Source organism: Kitasatospora sp. NPDC096140, from assembly GCF_040303045.1.
Classification (GTDB): domain Bacteria; phylum Actinomycetota; class Actinomycetes; order Streptomycetales; family Streptomycetaceae; genus Kitasatospora.
In genome coordinates this window covers 25,173-48,823 of the sequence record NZ_JBEOUW010000009.1, presented here as the reverse complement: position 1 = coordinate 48,823, position 23,651 = coordinate 25,173, and the positions used below count along the sequence as shown (strand labels likewise).

Genomic DNA, 23,651 nt, shown 5'->3' with positions numbered 1-23,651 from the left:
ACCATCAAAACAGGGGAGGGCTCATGACCAGGACCAGCGTCGGACACTTCGTCAGTGAGGCGGCTCGGGCGAAGTTCCTTGAGGCGTACGACCGCGCGATGGACTTGTGGCCGAGCCCGCGGCAGGAGTTCGACGTCGAGACCGCGTACGGGAGCGTGCACGTCCACCGCCACGGCGCGGCGACCGGCGAGCCGATCGTGCTGCTGCACGGGCACGCCGGGCACCCGTCCAACTGGTACCCGCAGGTCGCGGCCCTCGGGGAGCACCACCCGGTCTACGCGATCGACACCCTGGACGACCCCGGCCGCAGCGTGCAGCGCGCCGTCGCGGCGGGATCGCAGGAGAACGCCGCCTGGCTGGGGGAGGTGCTCGCCGGCCTGGGGCTGGAGCGGGTGCACCTGGTCGGGGTCTCGTACGGCGGCTGGCTGGCGCTCAATCAGGCCGTCCACGCGCCCGAGCGGCTCGCCTCGGTCGCGCCGCTGGACCCGGGCGGGATCGAGAAGGTCCCCGCGCGGTTCTACGTCAGCATGATCGCCGGGCTGTTCGGCATGCTGGCGCCGAGGCCGCTGCGTCCGGCGGTGGGGCGGCTGCTCGCCAACCCGGCGCTCGGTGCGCCGCGCGAGATGATCGCTCCGCTGATGCCCGGGATGCGCAGCTACAAGCCGGGCGGCCGCCCGGCGGCCCGACCGTTCACGGACGAGGAGCTGGCGTCGATCGACCTGCCCGTCCTGGTGCTGGTGGGCAGGCGCAGTGCCCTGCTGCGCCCGCGCCGGGTGGTGGAGCGGGTCACGCGCCTGATCCCGGGCGTGCGGGCGGAGATCCTGGACCGGGCCGGTCACGGCCTGAACCTGGAGCAGCCGGAACTCGTCAACGAGCGGCTGCTGTCGTTCATCGAGGGAGCGTCAGGCGGCGGCCGGCAGGGCTGAGGCGGCGTGGGCCTCGTCGTAGCGGTGGAGTACCAGGCGGGCTACGGCCGGGTGGGCCGCCAGCGGGGCGCCGGTCCAGGTGGCCGCGGTGCCGGCCGCGCGGCGGGCGAAGAAGCCGGGGGAGAGCAGGTAGGTGGCGAGGGCGACCCCGGGGTGGCCGGCGGACCGGAGGTCGGCGACCGCCCGGTGGGGGGTGGGGGCGGCGGCCGACAGGTGGGCGGGGGTGACCGGGCGGCCCAGGCGGGCGGCCAGCAGCCGGGCCATCCGCGCGGTGTCGGCGACCGCGGTGGGATCGGAGGAGCCGGCGCCGGCCAGCACCACCGGGGCGTCCGTCGGGGCGCCGGCCTCGGTGAGGCGGTCGGCGAGGGCCTCGGCGAGCAGCGGGTGCGGGCCGAGGGCGGCGGCGAGGCGGGCGTGCGGGAGGCCGGCGTCCGCCAGGGCGGCGGGGATGTCGACGCGCACGTGGTAGCCGGTGCCGAGGAGGAGCGGGACCAGGATCGGCTGCCGGTCGGCGAGCCGGCCGAGGGCATGCGGGAGGGACGGCTCGGCGAGGTCCAGGAAGCAGCAGTGGACGGCCAGTTCGGGGCGGAGCGAGCGAACGAGCCGCAGCAGGGCGCGCGTCGAGGTGACGGCCGCCGGATCGCGGCTCCCGTGGGCGACGGCGAGCAGCGCCGGGGCCGGCGGGGCCATCAGCCCGCCGCCAGCCGGTAGCCGCGCTTGGGGACGGTGCGGATCAGTGCGGCGTGCGGCCCCAGCGCGGCCCGCAGCCGTCCGACCGCCGCCTCCACCGCGTGCTCGTCGGCCGCCGCGTCGGGCCAGGCGGCGCGCAGCAGGTCGGCGCGGCTGAGCACCCGGCCGGGCCGCTCGGCGAGCGCCCGCAGCACGGCCGCGCCGCGCGGGCTGAGCCAGTGGCTCTCGCCGTCGACCAGGGCGGCGTTCCCCTGAAGCGTCAACACCTGCCCGGCGAGGGCGACTTCACGTCGGGCCCGGCTGGGCAGGGTGTCGGCGAGCAGCCGGACCAGCGAGCCGAGGCGGCCGCGCTCCGGGTGGACGGCGGGCAGTCCGAGCTCGGTGAGCGGCCGGGCGCACAGGGCGCCGACGCACACCGGCAGGACGTCCTCGCGCAGGGCGTCGACCAGCGCCTCGTACAGGCCCTCGGCCTCCGCGGTGGCGAGCAGGGCGGTGATCGCGGGCGCGCTGGTGAAGGTGAGGGCGTGCACCTGGCGGCGGACGGTCTGGTCGAGGAGCTTGCGCACCGCGCCCGGGTCCTCCGGAGGCGCCCAGCGGTAGACCGGGACGGAGATCACCTCGGCGCCGCGCTCGCGCAGCGCCGAGGCGAAGGCGTCCAGCCGGATCCCGTGCTCCTGGACGGCGATCCGGCAGCCGGCCAGCGGGCGGGCGAGCAGCCAGGTGAGCAGCTCGTCGGTGGCCTCGGTGCCGGGGGAGTACTCCTCGCCCAGCCCGCTGGCCCGGACCGCGCCGGTGGCCTTGGGCCCGCGGCTGAGCACCACCGCGCCGCGGCAGGCCTCGGCGAGCGCGGCGCCCCGGCCCCAGCCCTCGGCGGCGCTCATCCAGCCGCGCCAGCCGACCCCGGTGGTGGCCACCACGTAGTCGAGGGGGGCGGCCAGGCAGCGTTCGGTGGCCTCGCGCAGGGCGAGGTCGTCGGCGAGCGGCAGGATGCGCAGCACCGGGGCCTCGACCACCTGTGCGCCGCGGCGGGTGAGCAGGGCGGTGAGCTCCTCGCGGCGGCGCGCGGCGGTGACGCCGACGGTGAAGCCGGTGAGCGGCCCTGACGGGGTGGGGGTTGCTGCCATGCCCGCCAGCGTGCGGTGCGCGTGTTACGGGGGCATTGCCCGTCCGTCACCTGCCGGTAAGCGAAAGTGCCGCTCCGGTTACGGCAGATGTCCGGCCGTGCACCCCGGTGGCCGGGTGCCGTGAGCGAGGCGTACCGCGCCCGCAACACGGCCGACCCGATCGGGAAACAGCGGGCGGCCACCGTTCTCGGCATGACGTTGACCAGCCCGAAGGCCGCCGGAGCCGCGGACGCAGCCGGAGCCGCCGCCGCAGACGCCGCCACCGACACGCACTGCCCGTACTGCTCGCTGCAGTGCGGCATGCGGCTGGTGCCGGTCGAGCGGCTGCCGGCCGGGCGGTCGTCGGCTGATCCGTCGTCGGCTGAGCGGCCGTCGGCCGGCCGGTCGCCGGTCGAGCTGCTGGAGCGCCCGGACTTCCCGGTCAACCGGGGCGCGCTGTGCGGCAAGGGCCGCTCGGCGCCCGCCCTGCTGGACCGGGACGTCCGGCTGACCGGTCCGCTGCTGCGCGACCGGCCCGGCGCCCCGCTGCGCTCGGCGAGCTGGCCGGAGGCGCTGGACCGGGTGGCCGCCGGGCTGGCCCGGACCAGGGCAGAGCACGGACCGGACGCGGTGGGCGTGTTCGGCGGCGGCGGCCTCACCAACGAGAAGGCCTACCTGCTGGGCAAGTTCGCCCGGGTGGTGCTGGGCACCGCCAACATCGACTACAACGGCCGGTTCTGCATGTCCTCGGCCGCCGCCGCGCACCGCCGGGCCTTCGGCCTGGACCGCGGGCTGCCGTTCCCGCTCGCGGACATCCCGCACACCGGCTGCCTGATCCTGGTCGGCGGCAACCCGGCCGAGACGATGCCGCCCGCCGTCCGCTACTTCCGCGAACTGCGGGAGAACGGCGGCACGTTGATCGTGGTCGACCCGCGCCGCACCCGCACCGCCGAGCTCGCCGACCTGCACCTGCAGCCCCGCCCCGGCGGGGACCTGGCGCTCGCCCTCGGCCTGCTCCACCTGGTGATCGCGGAGGGCCTGGTGGACGGCGCCTTCGTGGCGCAGCGCACCCGCGGCTTCGAGCAGGCCCGCGAGTCGGCGATGGCCCACTGGCCCGACCGGGTGGAGCGGATCACCGGCGTGCCGGCCCACCAACTCCGCGAGGCGGCAGAGCTGTTCGGCCGGGCCGACACCGGCATGGTGCTCACCGCGCGGGGGCCGGAGCAGCAGAGCAAGGGCACCGACACCGTCGGCGCCTGGATCAACCTGTGCCTGGCCACCGGCAAGGCCGGCCGCCCGTACAGCGGCTACGGCTGCCTGACCGGCCAGGGCAACGGCCAGGGCGGGCGCGAGCACGGCCAGAAGGCCGACCAACTGCCCGGCTACCGCTCGATCGAGGACCCGGCGGCGCGGGAGCACGTCGCGTCCGTGTGGGGCGTCCCGGCCGCGAGCCTGCCCGGCCCCGGTGTGTCGGCGTACGAGCTGCTGGACGGCCTCGGGCGGCCCGGCGGCGTCCGGACGCTGCTGCTGGCCGGCTCCAACCCGGCGGTCTCGGCACCGAACGCCGGGCACGTCACCGAACGGCTGCGGGCACTGGACCTGCTGGTCGTCGCGGACGTGGTGCTCTCCGAGACGGCCCGGCTCGCCGACGTCGTGCTGCCCGTCACCCAGTGGGCCGAGGAGGACGGCACCACCACCAACCTGGAGGGCCGGGTGATCCTGCGCCGCCGCGCCATCGATCCGCCCGAGGGGGTGCGCAGCGAGCTGTGGCTGCTGCGCGAACTCGCCGCCCGGCTGGGCGTCGCGGAGGGCTTCCCGGCCGAGGCCGAGCAGGTCTTCGCCGAACTGCGCCGCGCCTCGGCCGGCGGCGACGCCGACTACGCGGGCATCAGCTACCGGCGGATCGCCGCCGAGGACGGGGTGTTCTGGCCCTGCCCGACGCCGGACCACCCGGGCACCCCGCGGCTGTTCCTCGACCGCTTCGCCACCCCGGACGGTCGGGCCCGCTTCGCCGAGGTGACCCACCGCCCGGCCGGTGAGGAGCCGGACGAGGAGTACCCGCTGTTCCTGACCACCGGCCGGGTGCTCTCCCAGTACCAGAGCGGCGCCCAGACCCGCCGGGTCGCCGAGCTCAACGCGGCCGCCCCCGGCCCGTTCGTCGAGCTGCACCCGCGGCTGGCCGAGCGGCTCGGGATCGCGGACGGCGAGCCGGTCGCGGTCAGCAGCCGGCGCGGCCGGGCCGTCGCCCCGGCGCGGATCACCGACGCCATCCGGCCGGACACCGTCTTCATGCCGTTCCACTGGGCCGGCGCCGGCCGGGCCAACAGCCTCACCAACCCGGCGCTGGACCCGGTCTCCCGGATGCCGGAGTTCAAGCTCTGCGCGGTGCGCGTCGAGCGGGCGGGGGCCGCCGGGGGCGGCCCGACGAGGGTCGAACGAACGGAGGTAGTCCGATGAGCCGCACACCCCCCACAGCCCGCACAGCCCCCACACCCCCCGAGCCCGCCACGGGCCGCACGAGCGGCACGCGCCCTGCGGCCCCCAGGATCGCCGTCGTCGGCGGCGGCATGGCGGCCGCCCGTTTCGCCGAGCGCTACGGCGCCCTCGGCGGGCCCGGCACGGTCACCGTGTACGGCGCCGAGGCCCGCGCCCCGTACAACCGGGTGCTGCTCGCCGAGGTGCTGACCGGGCGCTACGACGCCGAGTCGATCGCCCTGCCGCTCGGCGGGGCGACGGCCCGGCCCGGCTGCGAGGTCGTCGCCCTCGACCCGGGCGCGCGCACCCTCGCTCTGGCCGACGGCACGGTGGAGCCCTGGGACGAACTGGTGCTGGCCACCGGCGCCAACCCGGTGCTCCCGCCCGTCCGCGGGCTGCGCCGCCCCGACGGGTACGGCCTGGTCGAGGGTGTGCACACGCTGCGCACCCTGGAGGACTGCTCCCGGCTGGCCGAGGAGGCCGTCGGCGCCAAGCGCGCGGTGGTGATCGGCGGCGGGGTGCTCGGGGTGAGCGCCGCCCGGGCGCTGGCCGCGCTCGGGGTGCGCACCGAAATCGTCCACCAGGCACCGCATCTGATCGAACGTCAGCTGGATCCCGAGGCGGCCGACGTGCTGCGGGAGCGGCTGCGGCTGCTCGGCGTCGACTGCTACACCGGCAACCGCGCCCGGGCCGTCCACGGCGGCGAGAAGGTCGGCTCCGTGGAGCTGGCCAGCGGCTACCGGCTGGACTGCGACCTGGTGGTCCTCGCCTGCGGCACCCGTCCGCGCACCGCGCTGGCCCACGCCGCCGGACTGCCGGTCGGCACCGGGATCCTGGTGGACGACCGGCTGGCCGCCGCCCCGCACGTGTCCGCGATCGGCGACTGCGTCGAGCACCGCGGCACCGTCCACGGGCTGGCCGGCCCGGCCTGGGAGCAGGCCGACGTCCTCGCCCGCCGCCTCTCCGGCGCCGAACCGGACGCCCGCTACCCCGGCACCAGCCCGCGCGCCCGGCTCAGCACCGGCGACCTGGAGTACGCGGCCTTCGGCACCGTCGACGAGACCCTCGACCCCGGCCTGGACGTGCTGCGGCTCACCGACGCCACCCGCGGCAGCTACAAGAAGCTCGTCCTGCGCGGCGACCGGCTGGTCGGCGCCATCCTGCTCGGCGACCTGGCCACCGTGGACGCCCTGGCCGGCGCCTTCGCCGACGGCGGCACGCTCGCCGGCCACCCCCTGCACCTGCTCACCCGAGGAACTGCCATGACTGGAGTAGCGCGATGACCCCTGACGACCGCGACCGCACTGTCCGGGACCTCGTCCTGGTCGGCCACGGCATGGTCGGCCAGCGCTTCCTGGAGGCCTGGACCGAGCAGCCGGCCGCGGCTGCCTGGCGGGTGACCGTGCTCGCCGAGGAGCCCCGGCCCGCCTACGACCGGGTCCACCTCAGCGCGCTGTTCTCCGGCAGCACCCCCGACGACCTCGGACTCTGCCCCGCCGGCTTCCCGGCCGAGCACGGCATCGACCTGCGGCTGGGCGACCCGGCCACCGCGATCGACCGCGAACGGCGGCTGGTGCACACCCGCTCCGGCTCCCGGGTCCACTACGACGTCCTGGTGCTGGCCACCGGCTCGGTGCCGTTCGTGCCGCCGGTGCCCGGCACCGACGCCCCCGGCTGCCACGTCTACCGGACCATCGAGGACGTCGACGCCATCCGCGCCGGGGCCTCGGCCGCCCGGACGGGCGTCGTCGTCGGCGGCGGGCTGCTCGGCCTGGAGGCGGCCGGCGCGCTGCGGGCCGGCGGACTGGACACCCACGTGGTGGAGTTCGCGCCCCGGCTGATGGCCGTCCAGGTCGACGACGGCGGCGGCGCGGCCCTGCGCCGCAAGATCGAGGAGCTCGGCGTCACCGTCCACACCAGTGCCGGCGCCAGCGGCGTCCTCACCGGCCCGGACGGCACGGTCCGCGGCCTCGCCCTCGCCGACGGGCGTGAACTGCCCGCCGACCTGGTGGTGTTCTCGGCCGGCGTGCGCGCCCGCGACCAGCTCGCCCGGGAGTGCGGGCTGCCGGTCGGCGCGCGCGGCGGTGTGGTGGTCGACGCGCACTGCCGCACCGAGGATCCGGCGATCCTCGCCATCGGCGAGTGCGCCCAGGCCGTCGACGGCCGGGTCTACGGCCTGGTCGCCCCCGGCTACCAGATGGCCGAGACGGCGGCGCGCACCCTCGCGGAGCTGGAGGGCGAGGGCTTCACCGGCGCCGACACCTCCACCAAGCTCAAGCTGCTCGGCGTGGACGTCGCCAGCTTCGGCGACCCGCACGGCACCGCCGAAGGCGCCCTCGACGTGCTCTACAGCGACAGCCGCAGCGGCGTCTACCGCAAGCTCGTCATCGGCGCCGACGGCGCGCTGCTCGGCGGCGTCCTGGTCGGCGACACCGAGGGCTACGGCACCCTGCGCCCGCTCGCCGTCGGCGGCAAGCCGCTCACCGTCGCGCCCGAACAGCTCGTCCTGCCCGCCGGGTTCGCCCCCGCCGGAGCGGTCGCGCTGCCCGACGAGGCGGTGCTCTGCTCCTGCCACAACGTCACCCAGGGCGCGGTGCGGGCCGCCGTCCGCGACCAGGGCTGCGACAGCGTCGCCGCCGTCAAGAAGTGCACCCGGGCCGGGACCGGCTGCGGCAGCTGCCTCAAGCAGCTCGGCGCCGTCGTCACCGAGGAGCTGGAAGCCGCCGGGGTCAGCACCGTCAAGGGCCTGTGCGAGCACTTCGCCCACACCCGCGCCGAGCTGTACGAGATCGTCCGGGTCACCGGCGTGGCGGGCTTCTCCGAACTGCTCGCCGAGCACGGCAGCGGCGGCGAGGGCTGCGAGATCTGCAAGCCGACCGTCGCCTCCATCCTCGCCAGCCTCGGCAACGGCCACATCCTGGACGGCGAGCAGGGCGCCCTGCAGGACTCCAACGACCACTTCCTCGCCAACCTGCAGCGCAACGGCTCGTACTCGGTCGTCCCCCGGGTGCCCGGCGGCGAGATCACCCCCGAGGGCCTGATCACGATCGGCGAGATCGCCCGCGACCACGGCCTCTACACCAAGATCACCGGCGGCCAGCGGATCGACATGTTCGGCGCGACCGTCGACCAACTGCCGGTCATCTGGCAGAAGTTGGTCGACGCCGGCTTCGAGTCCGGGCACGCCTACGGCAAGTCGCTGCGCACCGTGAAGTCCTGCGTCGGCGAGACCTGGTGCCGCTACGGCGTCCAGGACTCCACCACCCTCGCCATCGAACTCGAACTGCGCTACCGGGGGCTGCGCTCCCCGCACAAGCTCAAGGCCGCCGTCTCCGGCTGCGCCCGCGAGTGCGCCGAGGCCCAGAGCAAGGACTTCGGCATCATCGCCAGCTCGGCCGGCTGGAACCTCTACGTCGGCGGCAACGGCGGCATGACCCCGCGCCACGCCGACCTGCTCGCCGCCGACCTCGACCGCGAGACCCTCATCCGCACCATCGACCGCTACCTGATGTTCTACATCCGCACCGCCGACCGCCTGGAGCGCACCTCGGTCTGGCTGGAGCGGCTGGAAGGCGGCCTCGACCACCTGCGGGCCGTCGTCATCGACGACTCGCTCGGCATCGCCGCCGAACTGGACGATCTGATGGAGCGTCACATCGGCGGCTACCGCGACGAATGGGCCGAGACGCTCGCCGACCCCGAGCGGCTGCGTCGCTTCGCCTCCTTCGTCAACGCCCCCGGCACCCCCGACCCCGCCGTGACCTTCGTCCCCGAACGCGGCCAGATCCGCCCCGCCCGCCCCGGCGAGGCCGGCCGCACCCTCGACTCCCCGGTGCTCGTCGCCGGAACCCGACTGGAGGTGCTCACCCCGTGACCGTACAGATCCACGACGGCACCCGCTGGCAGACCGTCTGCGCCCTCACCGACCTGCAACCCGGCCGCGGCGTCGCGGTGTTGCTCCCGGAGGCCGGCCAGATCGCGCTCTTCCGGGACCGCTCAGGAACGCTCCACGCCGTCGACAACCTCGACCCGTTCAGCGGCGCGCCGGTCCTCTCCCGGGGCCTGCTCGGCAGCCGCGGCGACCGTCCGACACTCATCTCGCCCATGTACAAGCAGGTCTACGACCTGACCGACGGCCGCTGCCTGGACGAGGACACCGCCCCCGACGGCGCCCCCGCGGTGCTGCGGCGCTGGCCGGTGCGGGTGGCCGCGCCCGGAGGTGCGGAATGACGACCGTCCTCGACGCGAGAAAGCCCGCCCCGCTGGCAGGTTGGGACCCGGAGGACGAGGAGTTCTGGTCGCACACCGGCGCCCGGATCGCCCGCCGCAACCTGGTGTTCTCCGTGCTCTCCGAACACATCGGCTTCTCCGTGTGGAGCCTCTGGTCGGTCCTCGTCCTCTTCCTCGGCCCCGAGTACCACATCGACACCGCCGGGAAGTTCACCCTCACGGCCCTGCCGACCGCACTCGGCGCCCTGCTGCGCCTGCCGTACACCTTCGCCGTCGCCCGCTTCGGCGGGCGCAACTGGACGGTGGTCAGCGCCCTGCTGCTGCTCGTCCCCACCACGCTCGCCGCCCTCGTGCTGGAACCAGGCGTCTCGTACGGGACCCTGCTGGCCGTCGCCTGCGTGGCCGGCGTCGGCGGCGGGAACTTCGCCTCCTCGATGGCCAACATCAACGCCTTCTACCCGCACCGGCTCAAGGGCTGGGCCCTCGGCATCAACGCGGGCGGCGGCAACCTCGGCGTACCGGCGGTCCAGCTGCTCGGGCTGCTGGTGCTGGCCACCGCCGGTGCCGCCCACCCCCGGCTGCTGCCGCTGCTCTACCTGCCGCTGATCGTGCTCGCGGCGGCGGGGGCGTGGTGGCGGATGGACAACCTGGCGACGAACTCCGCCGGGCCGACTGGGTCCTCCGGTTCGTCCCGGGAGGGGCGGGCGCTGCGGGAAGTCGCCCGCGACCCGTACGGCTGGGCCGTCTCGACGCTGTACATCGGGACGTTCGGCTCGTTCATCGGCTTCGGGTTCGCCTTCGGGCAGGTGCTGCAGGTGCAGTTCCACGAACGCTTCGACACCCCGGTCAAGGCGGCCGCGCTCACCTTCCTCGGGCCGCTGCTGGGCTCGCTGCTGCGGCCGGTCGGCGGGCGGCTCGCCGACCGGTACGGCGGGGCGGTGGTCACGCTGTGCACCTTCCTCGCCATGGGGGCCGGGACCGGCGTGGTGCTGCTCGCCTCGCGGGCCGACTCGCTGCCGCTGTTCCTCGCCGGGTTCATCGCGCTGTTCGTGCTCAGCGGCCTCGGCAACGGCTCGACGTACAAGATGATCCCGGCGCACTACCAGGCCGTCGCCCGGACGGCGGTCGCGGCCGGCGCCGACCCGGAGGCCGCCGAGGCCGACTCCCGGCGCCGCTCCGCCGCGCTGATCGGGCTCGCGGGAGCGATCGGCGCGTTCGGCGGAGTGCTGGTGAACCTGGCCTTCCGGCAGTCCTTCCTGGCCAGCCACAACGGCGACGCGGCGTACCTCGGGTTCCTCGGGGCGTACGTGCTCTGCTCGGTGCTGACCTGGGCGGTGTGGCTCCGCCGGCGGTGACCCGGGGGCGGGCACCGGCCCGCGGGCCGGCCCGCCGGGCCCGGCCGCGGGGGTGGGCCGTTGGTATGACGACCGCCCGGCCTCGACGCGCGGCGCCCCGGCCGGGCGGTTAGCGTCAGCCGCAACACGTCCTCACCACAGGGAGGTTGCAGTGCAACGGTGGATCATCCTGGCGGTCGTCACCACGGCCCTCGCCGGCCTCGCCGCACCCGCCCAGGCCGACGACCCGGTCCCCGCCACCACCGTCGTCAGCCTCGGCGACGCCAAGATCGACCCGAAACTGCCCGGCCGCGTCCGGGTCGACGTCGACTACCTCTGCTCGGTCGGCACCGAGGCCCGCTCGCTCACCGTCTCCGTCGAGCAGAAGGACCCGCAGGACTCCTCCTCGATCGCCTTCGGCTCCAGCCGGACGGCCGAGGCGGACGTGGTCTGCGACGGGACGCAGCAGCAACGGCAGATCGTCGTCCAGTCCAAGACCTTCAACTGGATCCCCGACGTCGACGCCGTGCTCACCGCCACCGTCTCCAACATCGGCGCCACCCCGCCGGCCGCGGCGGACGCCAAGCGGGTCACGCTCACCACCGCGCCGGCCGCCCCCAGCGCCACCACGAGCTGAGCCGGGATTGCCCTACGCTCGTGCCCTGCACACGGGGAGGGGCACGAGCGGTGGTCGACAGCTCGAACACGATGAACGGCACCGTGCACGGGGACGCCGTCCAAGCCGGGTACATCGGAAACGTCTACCTGGACGGACGGCGTCCCCCGGCCGTCGCCGCCGGGGACGACCCCTGGGTGCACACCGCCGCCGACTCCCGGGCCTGGCACCACGCCCGGGCCGACCGCGACGCCGAACCGTACCGGCGGGCGGCGCTCGCAGCCGTCCGCCGACTCGCCCGCCTGCGCGACAAGGCCCACCTCACGGACGACCCCTGGCAGGACCCCGGGATCGCGCTCCGCTTCGCCGCACGCGTCGGCTGGCTGCTCGGCGACGAGCCGCTCGACCTCTACCCGGCCGAGGCGGCGCTGCTGGCCGTACTCCCGTTCCTCTACCGGGTCCGCTCCCTGCGCCTCGCCGCCGCCCGGGCAACCGTGCGGCCGACCGACCTGCAGGCGTCCGGCGGGCCCCACGGCGACCGGGCGGCGTACGAGCAGTTCATCGAGTCCCACGACCTGCTCACCCACCGCGCCCGCACCCGGCCCGACTCGGCCGCTCCGCTCGGCTGGTGGCTCTACCACCGCTGGCTCGACCAGCACGAGGACCTCGCCGACCCCGACGGCGTCCGCGAACTCCTCGACGCGCTGCCGGAGCTCGCCGAACTCGGCGAGACCTTCTCGCCCAAGCGGGTCTGCGCCCTCCTGCACGGCCTCCGCCGAGGCCCCGACGTCACCAACCGCGACTACCTCGCCGGCCTCAGCGCCGACGACCACCTGCGGGCCCCCGGCGAACAGCACGTCCGCGAGCCGCGGCTGGCCCTGCTGCTGGCCCTCGCCCACGGCACCGCCATCGAGACCACCGCTCTGCCCGACATCGTCGCCGAACACCTCGGCATCCCTCACGAGGTCGACCTCCCCGCCCTGCGCAGGACCCTGGACGAGGCGGCGTGGGGCGGGTCCTACGACCTGCCCGTGCTCCGCGCCGAATGCCACCACGAAGCGGTGGTCGAAGGCCTGCGCGAGTACACGGCCAGGGCCGACGAACTCCTCCACGCCGTCCGCCGCGTGCTGGTGGACCACCCGCTGCCCACCCGCCTCACCTCCGACGAAGCCGCCCCCGCCGGCGGCGCCTTCACCGGCTGGGCGAGGTTCCGGCTGGACGAACGGCGGGTGCGCAGCCTGCTGATGGGCGTCGAGCTCTACCGCGACCGGGACCTCGCCGTCCGCGAGCTCTACCAGAACGCCCTCGACGCCTGCCGCTACCGCCGCGCGCGCACCGAATACCTCGACCGCACCAACACCCTGGGCGCCAGCTTCAGCTACGACGGCCGCATCGAGTTCCGCCAGGGCGTCGACGAGGAGGGCCGCGCGTACCTGGAATGCCAGGACAACGGCGTCGGCATGGGCGAGGCGGAGTTGAGGGGAGTCTTCTCCAACGCCGGCGCCCGCTTCGCGGAGCAACTGGACTTCACACTCGAACGCGCCGAGTGGCGAAAGGCCGACCCACCGGTGGAGCTGTACCCCAACAGCCGCTTCGGCATCGGCGTACTGAGCTACTTCATGCTCGCCGACGAGATCCGGGTGACCACCTGCCGCATGGACGCCACCGGCCGACGGGGCCCCCTCCTGGAGGTCTCCATCCACGGCCCCGGCCACCTCTTCCGGATCGTCGAGCGAGAGGACACCTGCCGGAAGCCCGGCACCACCGTCCGGCTGTTCCTCCGGGACGACATCGACCTGGCGGCGTCCTGGTCGGCTCTCGAAGCGCTCGAACGCCTGCTGGGCATCGCGGAGTTCACCACGACGGCCGTTCACGAGGAGCGGAGAGTCGAGTGGGAGCCGGGAACGTTCAGGAGCAGGTCGTCACCGACGGCCGAGGAGTTCGGCATCGGCGCGTGGGGTGCATTGGTTCCGTGGACGGAGGCACCCAGCGGAGTGCACGTGACGTGGTGCGAGTACGGCGGGGCACTCCTGGTGGACGGCCTGTTCGTCCAGCCGTCGGCATCGCGGAGGCTCATGGCACCCGGCAGGGGACCCGTGGGAGTCGTCGTGAACCTCTCGGGCCCGTGGGCGCCGAGCAGGTTGTCGGTTGACCGTCGCCAGGTGATCGATGACGTGTCCGACCGCATCGGTGGACTCCTCAAGCAGGCAGTCGTCGAACTGGTCGGCACCGGCGCACCTCTGCTGAGCATGGAATGGCTCACGGACGTGATGGATGGGGACGCGGAGCTCGCCGACGTCGTGGCCGCGGAGTGTGTCCGGCAGGGCCGAGTCTTCGACTACTGCGGCATCGAGTTCGAGACCCGACGGACGGGGTGCTTCCCCGTGGACATCGATGTGCTGGACGTCGTGGGGATCGCGGCGCCCGGCGCGAGCGGCAGGAAGCCGCAAGTTGCCGGCAGGCCGGGGGACTCGGTCGTCCTGTGGCGACTCCTGGCACACCGTCGGCAGCAGCAGTTGGAGGCGCTGGCGGACGTGTGTCCGGAACTCCTGGCCGTCGGGGACGTGCGTGTGGCGATGCCGTCCGATCAAGTCTCCATGACGACCCGCCATGGTGTGAGGTTCACGGGGACGAGGTACTGGAGGAGTCCTGGCAGAGAGGTGATCGCCATGATCGCCGCCAGGCTCGGTGCCGATCTGGATTCCGCCGAGGAGTGGGCCATCAGCGTCGGCATGGTGCCCGGTGGTGCTCCGGGTGGTGGTCGGCGGGTCACCGTGACCGGATTGGTGGTGGAAGCCGGCTATCGGGACGTCTCGGTCACCGAGGTGGCCGAGGAGTGGTTGCGGGACGGTGCGGATGTCTCTCGGGCTGTGCGTGATCTGGCGCTCGCGGTGGAGTCCGACCCGGTGTTCCTGCGGGCGCGGGAAGAGCACGGGCGGTTCCGTGACTGGCCGGAGCCGGGTGACGTCGTCGCCCCGGGCCATCTGGTCAAGGCGAGCGTCACGCTTGGCGTTCCCGTGCCCGAGGTGGCGCGCGCCATGGCGGGGTACGGACTGAAGGCCGACCCGACGGGACTCCCCACTCATCCGTCGGATGACCTGCTCGTGCCGCTCAGCTCGTGTCTTGACGGTTCATGGCCGTGGCTCCTCCGCGCGGAAGTCGTCCCCGCTGCGCACGTGTTGCGTGTTGCGGAAGCGAGGGAGGTCGGCATCGGCCAGGTGCTCGATTTCTTCACGGATCTCGGGTTCCGAACGCCGACGATGCCGCAGGACGCATCGGTGGAGGACCTGGACCTGTTCGAGCGCCGAGGGGCCCGGTGGGGGGATCCCGCAGAGGTTCCCTTCAGACACGCCTTCGGATTTCTGGACCTCGGAGACACCACCTTGGAGGAGGTGGTCGACTGGTACCGGGCGTACGGATCTCCGATGTGCCTTCCGGGCCCGGCCACTCGACTCGATCGGGAGCTCTTTCAGGTCGACGGCGCCGTGGACTGGGAAGACCTGGCCATCGGTGACACCGTGCCGTTCGCCCGGCTGATCACGGCGGCGCATCAGCTCCACAGACGCCCGGAGGAGTTGGCCGGGCACTTGAGGTCTCGGGGGATCGACGTGTCGTGCGATGGCCTACCCTCCGGTCTGACGCATCGTGAGGCGCTCCAGATTCTCGGTGACATCGGCCGGGAGCCGATCTATGTCGGCAGGGGGCTCTCGTTGGCGACACTCCTGGAGGTCTCGCAGCGCACCGGTAGGTCGATCGCGCAGATCGCCGTGTGGCTCCGTGAGTGGGGCGTTCCCGTCCCCGATGTCGCCGAGACGATCCGCGCGGCCCTGGCGCGGGTGCCGATGGCGGACCCCTCGTAGGTGTGAATCCGCCGGCGAGCGGGACTGCTACGATGCGCCCCCTTGTTCTACAGTTCTGTAGAACCTCACGACCGGTGAACGGGGACGCGACATGCACAAGCCGCTTCGGCTGCCGCAGCAGGATCGGGCGGACTTCGAGACGGCGCTCGGGCGGGCGCTCGCCGCGCCGCAGGTGCGGGAGGCATTGCGGGGTGTCGAGGGTGACGCGCGCGGGGTGGAGTCGTTGCGGCGGGCGGCGCGGGAGGACGCGGAGTTCGTGCTGGCCGCGGCGGCGCCGGAGTACGAGCGGTACGCGGCCCTGCGGGCGAGTGCGGACGCGGTGGTGCGGCTGCCTGCGGACGAGCCGGAGCGGGAGCGGGCGTCGGGGTGGTGGGGGGTGCTGGGGGTGGTGGTGCCGGTCATCGCCGGGGCGGCGGCGGTGATCTTCCTGCTGCTGGGCTTCGCGCTGGGCCTGGTCGAGGACCTGGACGTCCTGGCGCACGCGCTGGTGGAGGCCGGGTGGGTCGCGGCCGGGGTGGCGGCGGTGAGTCTGCTGGTCGGCGGGCTGGGGCTGCTGGGTGCGGCGGCCCGGTCGGCGGAGGCGGCGGGCGAGGAGCCGGACGGCGCGGGGGAGTTGCTGCGGGCGCGGGAGGCCTGGCGGGCGGCGCTGGTGGAGCGCGGGCTGGTGCCGTACCTGGTGGTGCAGGCGAACGGGGCGCCGGATCAGGGGCGTTGATCGAGTTCCGCTGAGCGGGCGGCGTCGACCAGGAGGTGGGCGGCGTCGAGCGGGATGTCGAGCCGGCGGGCGATCCAGGGGGCCGGGCGGCCGGAGCGGGCGAGCATCCAGGCGGAGTAGAGGCGGTCGAGCCGGGGGGCGTTCTCGGCGAGCAGCAGGGGGCGGACGGCTTCCATGGGGAAACCTTCGAGGGCGCGGGCGCTGTACTCGGGACCGTCGGGGCCGGCCGGCGGCAGGGGGAGCGGGCGGCGGGCGTCGAGCCACCGGGTGAGGAGTACGGCGCCGACCACGAGGAGGCCGGTGCCGGAGGCGCCGATCAGGATGCCGCCGATGACGGGGCGCTCGTCCTCCTCGGCCATGCCCAGGGCGATCTCCTCCAGGACGAGCAGGCCGAGCACGGTGAGCAGCGCCGCGGCTTCGCCGGGGCGCGGACGGAGCCGGGACGTCGACATGCGGAACCTCTTCCTCGGCGGGGTGACCGGGGCCTTCGGGCGGGCGCGGCGATTCACCTCCCGTACAACGGCGGTGGGCGGTCCGGGGCACGCCGTGAGGAGCCTGGTGGTGAAGCGTGGGCGCGTGGAGTTGACGTGACGTCAAGAAGGGTTCAGGCACTGTCGGTTGATGGCGCTCTGGCCCAGAAGCGGCTTCGCCCAAGCATAGCCTGAGCATGTCAAGTTTGACGCTGTTCGCTGCGCCCCGCACACGAGCACTGCGCCCCCACGCGGGGCGTGGGGGCGCAGCGGGGGCCAGGGGCCGGGGCCTCAGCGGGCCAGGAGTGGCAGCGGTGCGCCGGTGCGGGCGGGGAGTTCCAGGCGGGTGAGCAGCGCGGACGGCGAGACCTCGACGACCCGGCAGCCGGCCCGGTGGCGGCAGTGGCGGGCGACCGAGCCGTGGCGCAGGCGGTCGAAGCGGCGGCGGGTGGCGGCGCCGAGGACGAGCAGGTCGTCGGGGCCGGTGACGGCGCCGACCAGGGCGCGCCCGGGGTCGGCGTCGACCACCAGCGGGCGGATGACCAGGCCGGACGGGTAGCCGCCGTAGGCCTGTTCGAAGGCGACGTCGAGGCGGCGGCGGGCGGCGTGCTCCAGTTCGGACCGCGGGCGCAGCCCGTCCCGCTCGCCGGCCGTCCACGCGGCGACGGGCACCAGCACCGCCCCGTGCCGGGCCGCCTCGCCGACGGCGTGGTAGAGGGCGGCCAGACTGCTCAGGGATCCGCTCAGGCCGACGATCACTCGGGTGGTCCCGGTCATGGCCGTTCGCCTCCGTCTCTCCGGATTCGCTCCGGTGGTCTGTCCGGTGGTTTGTCCGGTGGTCGGTCCCGTCCCGTCCGTCCGGTGGGTGGGTCCGGTGCGCGGGCCCCGTGGCCCGTCCCGTGGTCCGTTCCGTGGGCTGGTCCGGAGGGGAGTCCGGAGGGTGGGTCCCGTGGGGTTCGCCGGTTCGGTTCTCCTCGCTGCGGATGCCTCCAGTGAACCCCGGAACCGGCCCGTCCGCACCGGCGCTGACACCACCATGACGCCGGTCGCACACATCTTGACGGCCCGCTGACGGGCGCCTGCTGACGGCTGCGCCTGCTGACGGCTGCGCCCGCCGGCGGCTGCGCCCGCCGGCGGTGCTCAGCCGAGACCGGGCACGAACTGGATCACCAGGTCGATCGCCTTGATGCCGAGGAACGGCAGCACCAGCCCGCCCAGCCCGTACACGCGAAGGTTGCGCCGGAGCAGGTCGGTCGCGGAGGCGGGCTGGTAGCGGACGCCGCGCAGGGCGAGCGGGATCAGCGCGACGATGATCAGCGCGTTGAAGATGATCGCGGAGGCGATCGCCGAGGTGGGGCTGTGCAGGCCCATGATGTTGAGGTGGTGCAGCCCGGGGTAGGCGTTCGCGAACATCGCGGGGATGATCGCGAAGAACTTGGCCACGTCGTTGGTGATCGAGAAGGTCGTCAACGCGCCTCGGGTGATGAGGAGTTGTTTGCCGACCCGGATGATGTCGATCAGCTTGGCCGGGTTGGAGTCGAGGTCGACCATGTTGCCGGCCTCCTTGGCGGCCGGGGTGCCGGAGTTCATGGCGACGCCGACGTCGGCCTGGGCGAGGGCCGGGGCGTCGTTGGTGCCGTCGCCGGTCATCGCGACCATGTTCCCGGCGGCCTGTTCGCGTCGCAGGTGGGCGAGCTTGTCCTCGGGGGTGGCCTCGGCGAGGAAGTCGTCCACGCCGGCCTCCTCCGCGATCGCCCTGGCGGTCAGGGGGTTGTCGCCGGTGACCATGACCGTGCGGATGCCCATCCGGCGCAGTTCGGCGAAGCGTTCGGCGATGCCCTCCTTCACCACGTCCTTGAGCTCGACCACGCCGAGTGCGCGGGCGCCGTGCCGGTCGTGGACGGCGACCAGCAGCGGGGTGCCGCCTGCCTCGGCGATCCGGTCGACCAGCGGCTTGGCCTCGATCGGCAGTCGTCCGCCGGAGTCGACGACCCAGCGGGCGACGGCGCTCGCGGCGCCCTTGCGGATCAGGCAGGTGGTGCCGTCGGGCCAGCGCAGGTCGACGCCGCTCATCCGGCTGTGCGCGGTGAACGGGACGGGCTGCTGCTCGCCGAGTTCGCCGGGGGAGCGGGGCGGCACCCAGTACTGACGGTTCGTCAGTTCGACCAATGAGCGCCCCTCCGGCGTCCCGTCCGCGACCGAGGCCAACTGGGCGGCTTCGGCGAGCTGTTCGGTGGTGGCGCCGGGCAGGGGGTGCAGGGCGACGGCCCGGCGGTTGCCGTGGGTGATGGTGCCGGTCTTGTCGAGCAGCAGGACGTCGACGTCCCCGGCGGCCTCCACCGCGCGGCCGGAGAGGGCGACCACGTTGCGCTGGACGAGCCGGTCCATGCCGGCGATGCCGATCGCGGAGAGCAGCGCGCCGATCGTGGTCGGGATGAGCGCGACCATCAGTGCGACCAGCACGATGGTGGTCTGCGGCGCATTCGCGTAGATGGCCATCGGCTGGAGGGAGACGACGGAGAGCAGGAAGACGATGGTGAGGGAGGCGAGCAGGATGTTGAGCGCGATCTCGTTCGGGGTCTTCTGCCGGTCGGCGCCCTCGACCAGGGCGATCATGCGGTCGACGAAGCTCTGTCCGGGCCGGGAGGTGACCCGGACGACCAGGTGGTCGGAGAGCACCGTGGTGCCGCCGGTGACGCCGGTGCGGTCGCCGCCCGACTCGCGGACGACGGGTGCGGACTCCCCGGTGATGGCGGATTCGTCGACGGTGGCGACGCCCTCGACCACCTCGCCGTCCTGCGGGATCACCTCACCGGCCGGCACGAGGACGATGTCGTGCAGCATCAACTGCTCGGCGGGGATGACCTCGTGGCGCAGGTCGCGGGTGCCGACCCGCCAGTGCAGCAGCCGTCGGGCGGTGGTGCCGGCCTGGGCGCGGCGCAGCGAGTCGGCCTGCGCCTTGCCGCGGCTCTCGGCGACGGCCTCGGCGAGGTTGGCGAACAGCACGGTCAGCCAGAGCCAGAACGAGATCACCCAGGCGAAGACGCCGGGATGGACGACGGCGCTGATGGTGGTGAGTGCCGAGCCGGTCTCGACCACCAGCATCACCGGGTTGCGCGCCATGACGCGCGGGTGCAGCTTGCGGACGGCTGCGGGCAGCGCCTCGGCGAGCTGCTGCCGGGTGATGAGCCGGCGGCGCCCGCTCCGGGCGTCGGGCGGCCGGTGGCTCGGGTGCTGCGGAGCTTGCCCGGGTGCACGCTCCCGGCGGCGGGACCGGTTCTGCTGGTCGGTGGTGGTGTCCGGGGTGGTGAGGGCCGAACGGCGCATCGTCTCGGGGGACCTTCCGGGCCGCCCGGTCGGGTGGGCGGCGGTTCGGGATCGGCGGGGACGGCGGACAGCCCACCACCGCCGGTCCGCGCGCCATGCCGCTCTTGACGCAGGCTTGGCGGCGGGGACGCCGTCCTTGACGGCTCCCTGACACCGGGGCCACGCCCCCGTCAGGGGAACGTCAAGGTCGGTGGCGAGGGCGTAGGCCATCCGTCAAGGACGGCTGCGGTCGGTGTGCGGAGGGTCTCCACTGGAGGTGAACGGAGGTGCGGCCCGCCACCGGGACGAACCGCACGACCCACCACCGAGAGGACCCGCCATGACCACCGCAACCCTCCTCGTCGACGTCGACCGGCCGCTGGAGCGCACCGCCCGCCCGGTGTCCGCCGCCGGGCGCCGGGACCGGCCCGAGCCGCCGGATCCGGCCCCGGCGGACGAGCGCGACCGCATCCGCACCCGCCCGGCGCACTGCCGCTTCGCGATGCACTACGAGGACTGACCGGCCGCCACCCCGACCCACCCCCCCAGGAGCACCCTCATGACCCAGCTCATCGCTCGCCCTGCCGCCGGTTCTCCCGTAGCCGGTTCTCCCGTCACCGACGCGCCTGTCACCGACGGCCCCGTCACCGACGGTCCCGCCGCCGACCGGCTCGGCGGCCCGTGGCCGGCCTCGGCGCGGGCCGGCCGGGGAGCCGACGTGCTGGTCGGCGGGGTCGGGCTGGCCGAGGCCGCCGAGCGGTTCGGCACCCCGCTGTACGTGCTGGACGAGGGCGAGGTGCGGGCCAGGGCGCGGGCGTACCGGCGGGCGCTGCCGCACGCCGAGGTGCTGTACGCGGCCAAGGCCTTCCTGTGCAGCGCGATGGCCGACTGGGTGGCCGACGAGGGCCTGGGCCTGGACGTCTGCTCGTCCGGCGAGCTGTGGCTGGCGGTCTCGGCGGGCTTCCCGCCGCAGCGGATCCTGCTGCACGGCAACGCGAAGTCGCCGGAGGAGCTCCGGTCGGCCCGGCGGCTGCGGGTGGGGCGGATCGTCATCGACGGGCCGGCCGAGATCGCCCGGCTCGCCGCGCTGGTGGCGGCCGACACCCCGCAGAAGGTGCTGGTCCGGGTCGTCCCGGGGATCGCGGCCGGGCACCATGCGGCGGTGCGGACGGGTGTCGGCGGGCAGAAGTTCGGCTTCCCGATCGAGGGCGGCGACGCGGCCGACGCGGTGGCCCGGGTGCTCGACCAGCCGGGGCTCGAACTCGCCGGTCTGCACTGCCACCTGGGGTCGCAGATCACCGAGGTGGAGCCGTACCTGCGGGCGGTCGACGCGCTGGTGGGCCTGCTGGCAGAGGTCCGCGACCGGCACGGCGTGGAGCTCCCCGAGCTGGACCTCGGCGGCGGCCACGGCATCAGGTACCTGCCGGGGGACGCGGAGCTGGACCTCGCCGAGTTCGCGGTGCGGGTGACCGACCGGGTGGCGGTGCGCTGCGCGGAGGCCGGGCTGGACGTGCCCCGGCTGGTGGTGGAGCCGGGTCGTGCGCTGGCCGGCCCGGCCGCGGTGGCGGTGTACCGGGTGCTGTCGGTGAAGCGCGTCGCGGACGGCCGGTGCTTCGTCGCGGTGGACGGCGGGATGAGCGACAATCCGCGCCCGGCGCTGTACGGATCGCCGTACAGCGTGCGCCTGGTGGGCCGCCGCTCGGAGGCGGGCGAGGCCCGGGTGGACGTGGTGGGGCGCCACTGCGAGGCGGGGGACGTGCTGGTGCGCGATGCGGTGCTGCCCGCCGACGTGCGGCCGGGGGACCTGCTGGCCGTCCCGGCGGCCGGGGCGTACCAGCTGTCGATGGCCTCCGGCTACAACCTGGTCGGCCGTCCGGCGGTCGCCGCGGTGCGGGACGGCCGGGCGCGGCTGCTGATCCGGCGGGAGACGGTGGAGGACTTCCGGGCGCGCGAGGTCGGCCGCTGACGGCTCTCGTCGGCAGCCCCCGCTGACGGCCTCCGAAGTCGTCCCCCGCGCTCGTTCCCCGTGGTCGTTCCCCGCGAATGCCCTCCCCCGGCGGCCCCGAACGGCTACGTCCGTCCGCATGACCGGCCACATCGATCACCGCGGAACTGGCATAGATCTTCCAGGAGAACACGGTTCGCTCCCCCCGCCACCCGGCGGCCGGGGGCCCTGGAAGGCGAGGTGGCCGAGGTGGCGCAGGAGTCGAGCGGCAGTCAGGGCGGCGCGGACGCCGTCGAGCTCGGGGGGTATCACCAGGAGCTGAAGCGGACGCTCGGCTCCTTCCAGGTGTTCGCGATCTCGTTCGCGTTCATCTCGGTGGCGGTCGGCATCTTCGCCACGTACGACGACGTCCTGCAGAGCGCCGGGCCGGTCGGGATCTGGCTGTGGGTGATCGCCGCGGTGGGGCAGACGCTGGTGGCGCTGGTGGTGGCGCAGTTCGCCGCCCGCATCCCGCTCAGCGGTTCGTCCTACCAGTGGGCCTCCCGGCTGGCCACGCCGCGGGTCGGCTGGTGGTTCGGCTGGCTGACCTTCTGGTACCTGGCGATCGCGGTGGTGGCGATCGACAACGCCCTGGCGAGCCAGGCGTTCATGCCGCTCGTCGGGATCGATCAGGACGAGACGACGGCGCGCGTGATCACGCTGGTGGTGATGCTGATCCAGGCCGTGATCGCGGTCGCCTCCACGCGCCTGGTCAGCCTGATCAACTCCGTCGCGGTCGGGCTGGAGGTGGCGCTCGTCGTCGTGGTGGCGATCGCGCTGGTGGTCGTGGTGCTGGTCACGGGCGACGGCTCGGCCGGCAACCTGATCTCACGCGGCGTCACCGCGAACGCGCCCGACTACTTCGCCGTCGGCGGCGGACTGATGCTGGCCATGATCATGGGGCTCGCCACGCTCGTCGGCTTCGACTCGGCGGCGAACCTGGCCGAGGAGGCCAAGGACCCCTACCGGAGCGTCCCGCGCGCCATCGTGGGCTCGGTCGTGGCGGCCGGGCTCCTCGGCATGCTCTTCCTGATCGCGCTCACCGTCGCGATCAAGGACATCACCCGGATCAGCGGCGTCGGCTCACCGGTGGCGGCGATCCTGCGGGACCGCATGGGCCCGGCCGCGGAACGGATCCTGCTGATCGCGATCACGATCGCGTTCTTCGGTGCCGGGGTCGTGGTCATGGTCGCCTGCTCCCGGCTGGTCTTCGCGATGGCGCGTGACGGCCGGTTCCCCGCGCACCGGGTGATGCGGCGGGTCGACTCCCGTACCGGGACGCCGATCCCGGCCACGGTCCTGATCCTCGCGCTCGGGGTGCTGCTGATGGTCGCGTTGCCCGGCGACGCCCTGATCAAGCTCATCACGGCATCGACGATCATCCCGGCGATCATCTACGGCTCCACGGTCGTCCTCTACCTGGCCGTGCGCGGGCGGCTGAGCCGGCGGACCGGCGCCTTCGACCTCGGGCGCTTCGAAGTCCCGGTCGCGGTCAGCGCCCTGGTGTGGACGGCCCTCGCGCTGTTCGTGCTGGTGACCCCGCCGGACGCCGCGGTCCCGGTCGGGATCGTGGCCGGTCTGCTGGTGGTGGGCGGGCTGTACTTCCTGGGGATGCTGAGGTTCGACCGCGCGGCGCTGGAGAGCGAGCCGGGCGACGAGCACGCCTTCCGGGAGTGACCCGGCGTCGCCGCCCTTGCGGCCGAGGACCGCCGCCGGCGGCCGGGAGGGGCGGCGCCCCGGATAACGGAACGGTTGCGGAGCCCGTCCTTCCCGTGCGCACCTCTTGACGGCGCGGGGAGGGCGGGCGTTTGCTGTGTCCCGCTCGTTGGAACCCGTTTGGTTCTGGTTTGTTTTGTGTGTTTGAACGTTCAAAACGCTCCGGATGCCCCACGGAACCCGGCGAGCGCGCCATCACCCCCTCCCTCCCCCTGCCTTCCAGTGC

At 74.2% G+C, this 23,651-nt stretch carries 17 protein-coding genes; 12 read left to right on the top strand and 5 right to left on the bottom strand.

The genetic code is table 11. The features are described from left to right. Positions 1-23: 23 nt before the first annotated feature. Positions 24-926 (top strand): alpha/beta fold hydrolase, encoded by a 903-nt coding sequence (locus tag ABT048_RS11390; protein ID WP_350521122.1) that lies wholly within the window; start codon positions 24-26, stop codon positions 924-926. Here ABT048_RS11390 and ABT048_RS11385 read toward each other — a convergent pair. After that, entirely contained in the window at positions 903-1,616 is a 714-nt protein-coding gene (locus ABT048_RS11385; protein ID WP_350521121.1) for a sirohydrochlorin chelatase, read from the bottom strand. The two genes, ABT048_RS11390 and ABT048_RS11385, sit on opposite strands and share 24 nt — an antisense overlap. After that, positions 1,616-2,740, bottom strand: coding sequence for a uroporphyrinogen-III synthase (locus ABT048_RS11380; protein WP_350521120.1), 1,125 nt, complete (start codon positions 2,738-2,740; stop codon positions 1,616-1,618). The genes ABT048_RS11385 and ABT048_RS11380 overlap by 1 nt, the downstream gene beginning before the upstream one ends. Positions 2,741-3,040: 300 nt before the next feature. Here ABT048_RS11380 and ABT048_RS11375 point away from each other — a divergent pair, with 300 nt between their 5' ends. The 8 genes from ABT048_RS11375 (at position 3,041) to ABT048_RS11340 (ending at position 15,949) form a co-directional block, all read left to right on the top strand. Next, positions 3,041-5,176, top strand: a complete 2,136-nt coding sequence (locus ABT048_RS11375) for a molybdopterin oxidoreductase family protein (RefSeq protein WP_502893999.1) — start codon at positions 3,041-3,043, stop codon at positions 5,174-5,176. A gap of 110 nt (positions 5,177-5,286) precedes the next feature. Beyond that, complete coding sequence (locus tag ABT048_RS11370; protein ID WP_396547180.1) at positions 5,287-6,477, top strand: NAD(P)/FAD-dependent oxidoreductase; 1,191 nt, start codon at positions 5,287-5,289, stop codon at positions 6,475-6,477. Beyond that, complete coding sequence (nirB, locus tag ABT048_RS11365; RefSeq protein WP_350521117.1) at positions 6,474-9,068, top strand: nitrite reductase large subunit NirB; 2,595 nt, start codon at positions 6,474-6,476, stop codon at positions 9,066-9,068. Before ABT048_RS11370 ends, nirB begins: the two co-directional genes overlap by 4 nt. Beyond that, the gene (gene nirD / locus ABT048_RS11360; RefSeq protein ID WP_350521116.1) at positions 9,065-9,424 is read left to right on the top strand and encodes a nitrite reductase small subunit NirD; all 360 of its coding nucleotides are present in this window, start codon (positions 9,065-9,067) and stop codon (positions 9,422-9,424) included. The genes nirB and nirD overlap by 4 nt, the downstream gene beginning before the upstream one ends. Then, positions 9,421-10,779, top strand: coding sequence for a nitrate/nitrite transporter (locus ABT048_RS11355; RefSeq protein WP_350521115.1), 1,359 nt, complete (start codon positions 9,421-9,423; stop codon positions 10,777-10,779). Before nirD ends, ABT048_RS11355 begins: the two co-directional genes overlap by 4 nt. A gap of 151 nt (positions 10,780-10,930) precedes the next feature. After that, positions 10,931-11,395: a hypothetical protein gene (locus ABT048_RS11350; RefSeq protein ID WP_350521114.1), complete on the top strand. Its 465-nt coding sequence runs from the start codon at positions 10,931-10,933 to the stop codon at positions 11,393-11,395. 50 nt (positions 11,396-11,445) lie between these two features. Continuing rightward, positions 11,446-15,234 (top strand): HD domain-containing protein, encoded by a 3,789-nt coding sequence (locus ABT048_RS11345; RefSeq protein ID WP_350521113.1) that lies wholly within the window; start codon positions 11,446-11,448, stop codon positions 15,232-15,234. 91 nt (positions 15,235-15,325) lie between these two features. Then, positions 15,326-15,949, top strand: a complete 624-nt coding sequence (locus tag ABT048_RS11340; protein WP_350521112.1) for a hypothetical protein — start codon at positions 15,326-15,328, stop codon at positions 15,947-15,949. Here ABT048_RS11340 and ABT048_RS11335 read toward each other — a convergent pair. The 3 genes from ABT048_RS11335 to kdpB form a co-directional block, all read right to left on the bottom strand. Further along, entirely contained in the window at positions 15,937-16,401 is a 465-nt protein-coding gene (locus tag ABT048_RS11335) for a hypothetical protein (RefSeq protein ID WP_350521111.1), read from the bottom strand. The genes ABT048_RS11340 and ABT048_RS11335 overlap by 13 nt on opposite strands. A gap of 309 nt (positions 16,402-16,710) precedes the next feature. After that, entirely contained in the window at positions 16,711-17,196 is a 486-nt protein-coding gene (locus ABT048_RS11330) for a universal stress protein (RefSeq protein WP_350521110.1), read from the bottom strand. 363 nt (positions 17,197-17,559) lie between these two features. Continuing rightward, the gene (gene kdpB / locus ABT048_RS11325; RefSeq protein ID WP_350521109.1) at positions 17,560-19,746 is read right to left on the bottom strand and encodes a potassium-transporting ATPase subunit KdpB; all 2,187 of its coding nucleotides are present in this window, start codon (positions 19,744-19,746) and stop codon (positions 17,560-17,562) included. Positions 19,747-20,065: 319 nt separating this feature from the next. On the opposite strand from kdpB, the gene ABT048_RS11320 reads away from it, so the two are divergent. The 3 genes from ABT048_RS11320 (at position 20,066) to ABT048_RS11310 (ending at position 23,386) form a co-directional block, all read left to right on the top strand. Then, entirely contained in the window at positions 20,066-20,245 is a 180-nt protein-coding gene (locus tag ABT048_RS11320; protein ID WP_350521108.1) for a hypothetical protein, read from the top strand. A 39-nt stretch (positions 20,246-20,284) separates the two neighbouring features. Next, the gene (gene lysA / locus ABT048_RS11315; RefSeq protein WP_350521107.1) at positions 20,285-21,691 is read left to right on the top strand and encodes a diaminopimelate decarboxylase; all 1,407 of its coding nucleotides are present in this window, start codon (positions 20,285-20,287) and stop codon (positions 21,689-21,691) included. Between the two features lie 228 nt (positions 21,692-21,919). Next, positions 21,920-23,386: an APC family permease gene (locus tag ABT048_RS11310; protein WP_350521106.1), complete on the top strand. Its 1,467-nt coding sequence runs from the start codon at positions 21,920-21,922 to the stop codon at positions 23,384-23,386. The last annotated feature ends 265 nt before the right edge of the window (positions 23,387-23,651 follow it).

Bases quoted from the DNA above. Each gene is read 5' to 3' on its own strand.
- ABT048_RS11370 (WP_396547180.1), top strand. From the start codon at position 5,287: ATGGCGGCCGCCCGTTTCGCCGAGCGCTACGGCGCCCTCGGCGGGCCC.
- lysA (WP_350521107.1), top strand. From the start codon at position 20,285: ATGACCCAGCTCATCGCTCGCCCTGCCGCCGGTTCTCCCGTAGCCGGT.
- ABT048_RS11375 (WP_502893999.1), top strand. From the start codon at position 3,041: ATGCGGCTGGTGCCGGTCGAGCGGCTGCCGGCCGGGCGGTCGTCGGCT.
- ABT048_RS11385 (WP_350521121.1), bottom strand. From the start codon at position 1,616: ATGGCCCCGCCGGCCCCGGCGCTGCTCGCCGTCGCCCACGGGAGCCGC.
- ABT048_RS11390 (WP_350521122.1), top strand. From the start codon at position 24: ATGACCAGGACCAGCGTCGGACACTTCGTCAGTGAGGCGGCTCGGGCG.
- nirB (WP_350521117.1), top strand. From the start codon at position 6,474: ATGACCCCTGACGACCGCGACCGCACTGTCCGGGACCTCGTCCTGGTC.
- ABT048_RS11335 (WP_350521111.1), bottom strand. From the start codon at position 16,401: ATGTCGACGTCCCGGCTCCGTCCGCGCCCCGGCGAAGCCGCGGCGCTG.
- kdpB (WP_350521109.1), bottom strand. From the start codon at position 19,746: ATGCGCCGTTCGGCCCTCACCACCCCGGACACCACCACCGACCAGCAG.
- ABT048_RS11380 (WP_350521120.1), bottom strand. From the start codon at position 2,740: ATGGCAGCAACCCCCACCCCGTCAGGGCCGCTCACCGGCTTCACCGTC.
- ABT048_RS11340 (WP_350521112.1), top strand. From the start codon at position 15,326: ATGCACAAGCCGCTTCGGCTGCCGCAGCAGGATCGGGCGGACTTCGAG.
- ABT048_RS11320 (WP_350521108.1), top strand. From the start codon at position 20,066: ATGACCACCGCAACCCTCCTCGTCGACGTCGACCGGCCGCTGGAGCGC.
- ABT048_RS11355 (WP_350521115.1), top strand. From the start codon at position 9,421: ATGACGACCGTCCTCGACGCGAGAAAGCCCGCCCCGCTGGCAGGTTGG.
- ABT048_RS11330 (WP_350521110.1), bottom strand. From the start codon at position 17,196: ATGACCGGGACCACCCGAGTGATCGTCGGCCTGAGCGGATCCCTGAGC.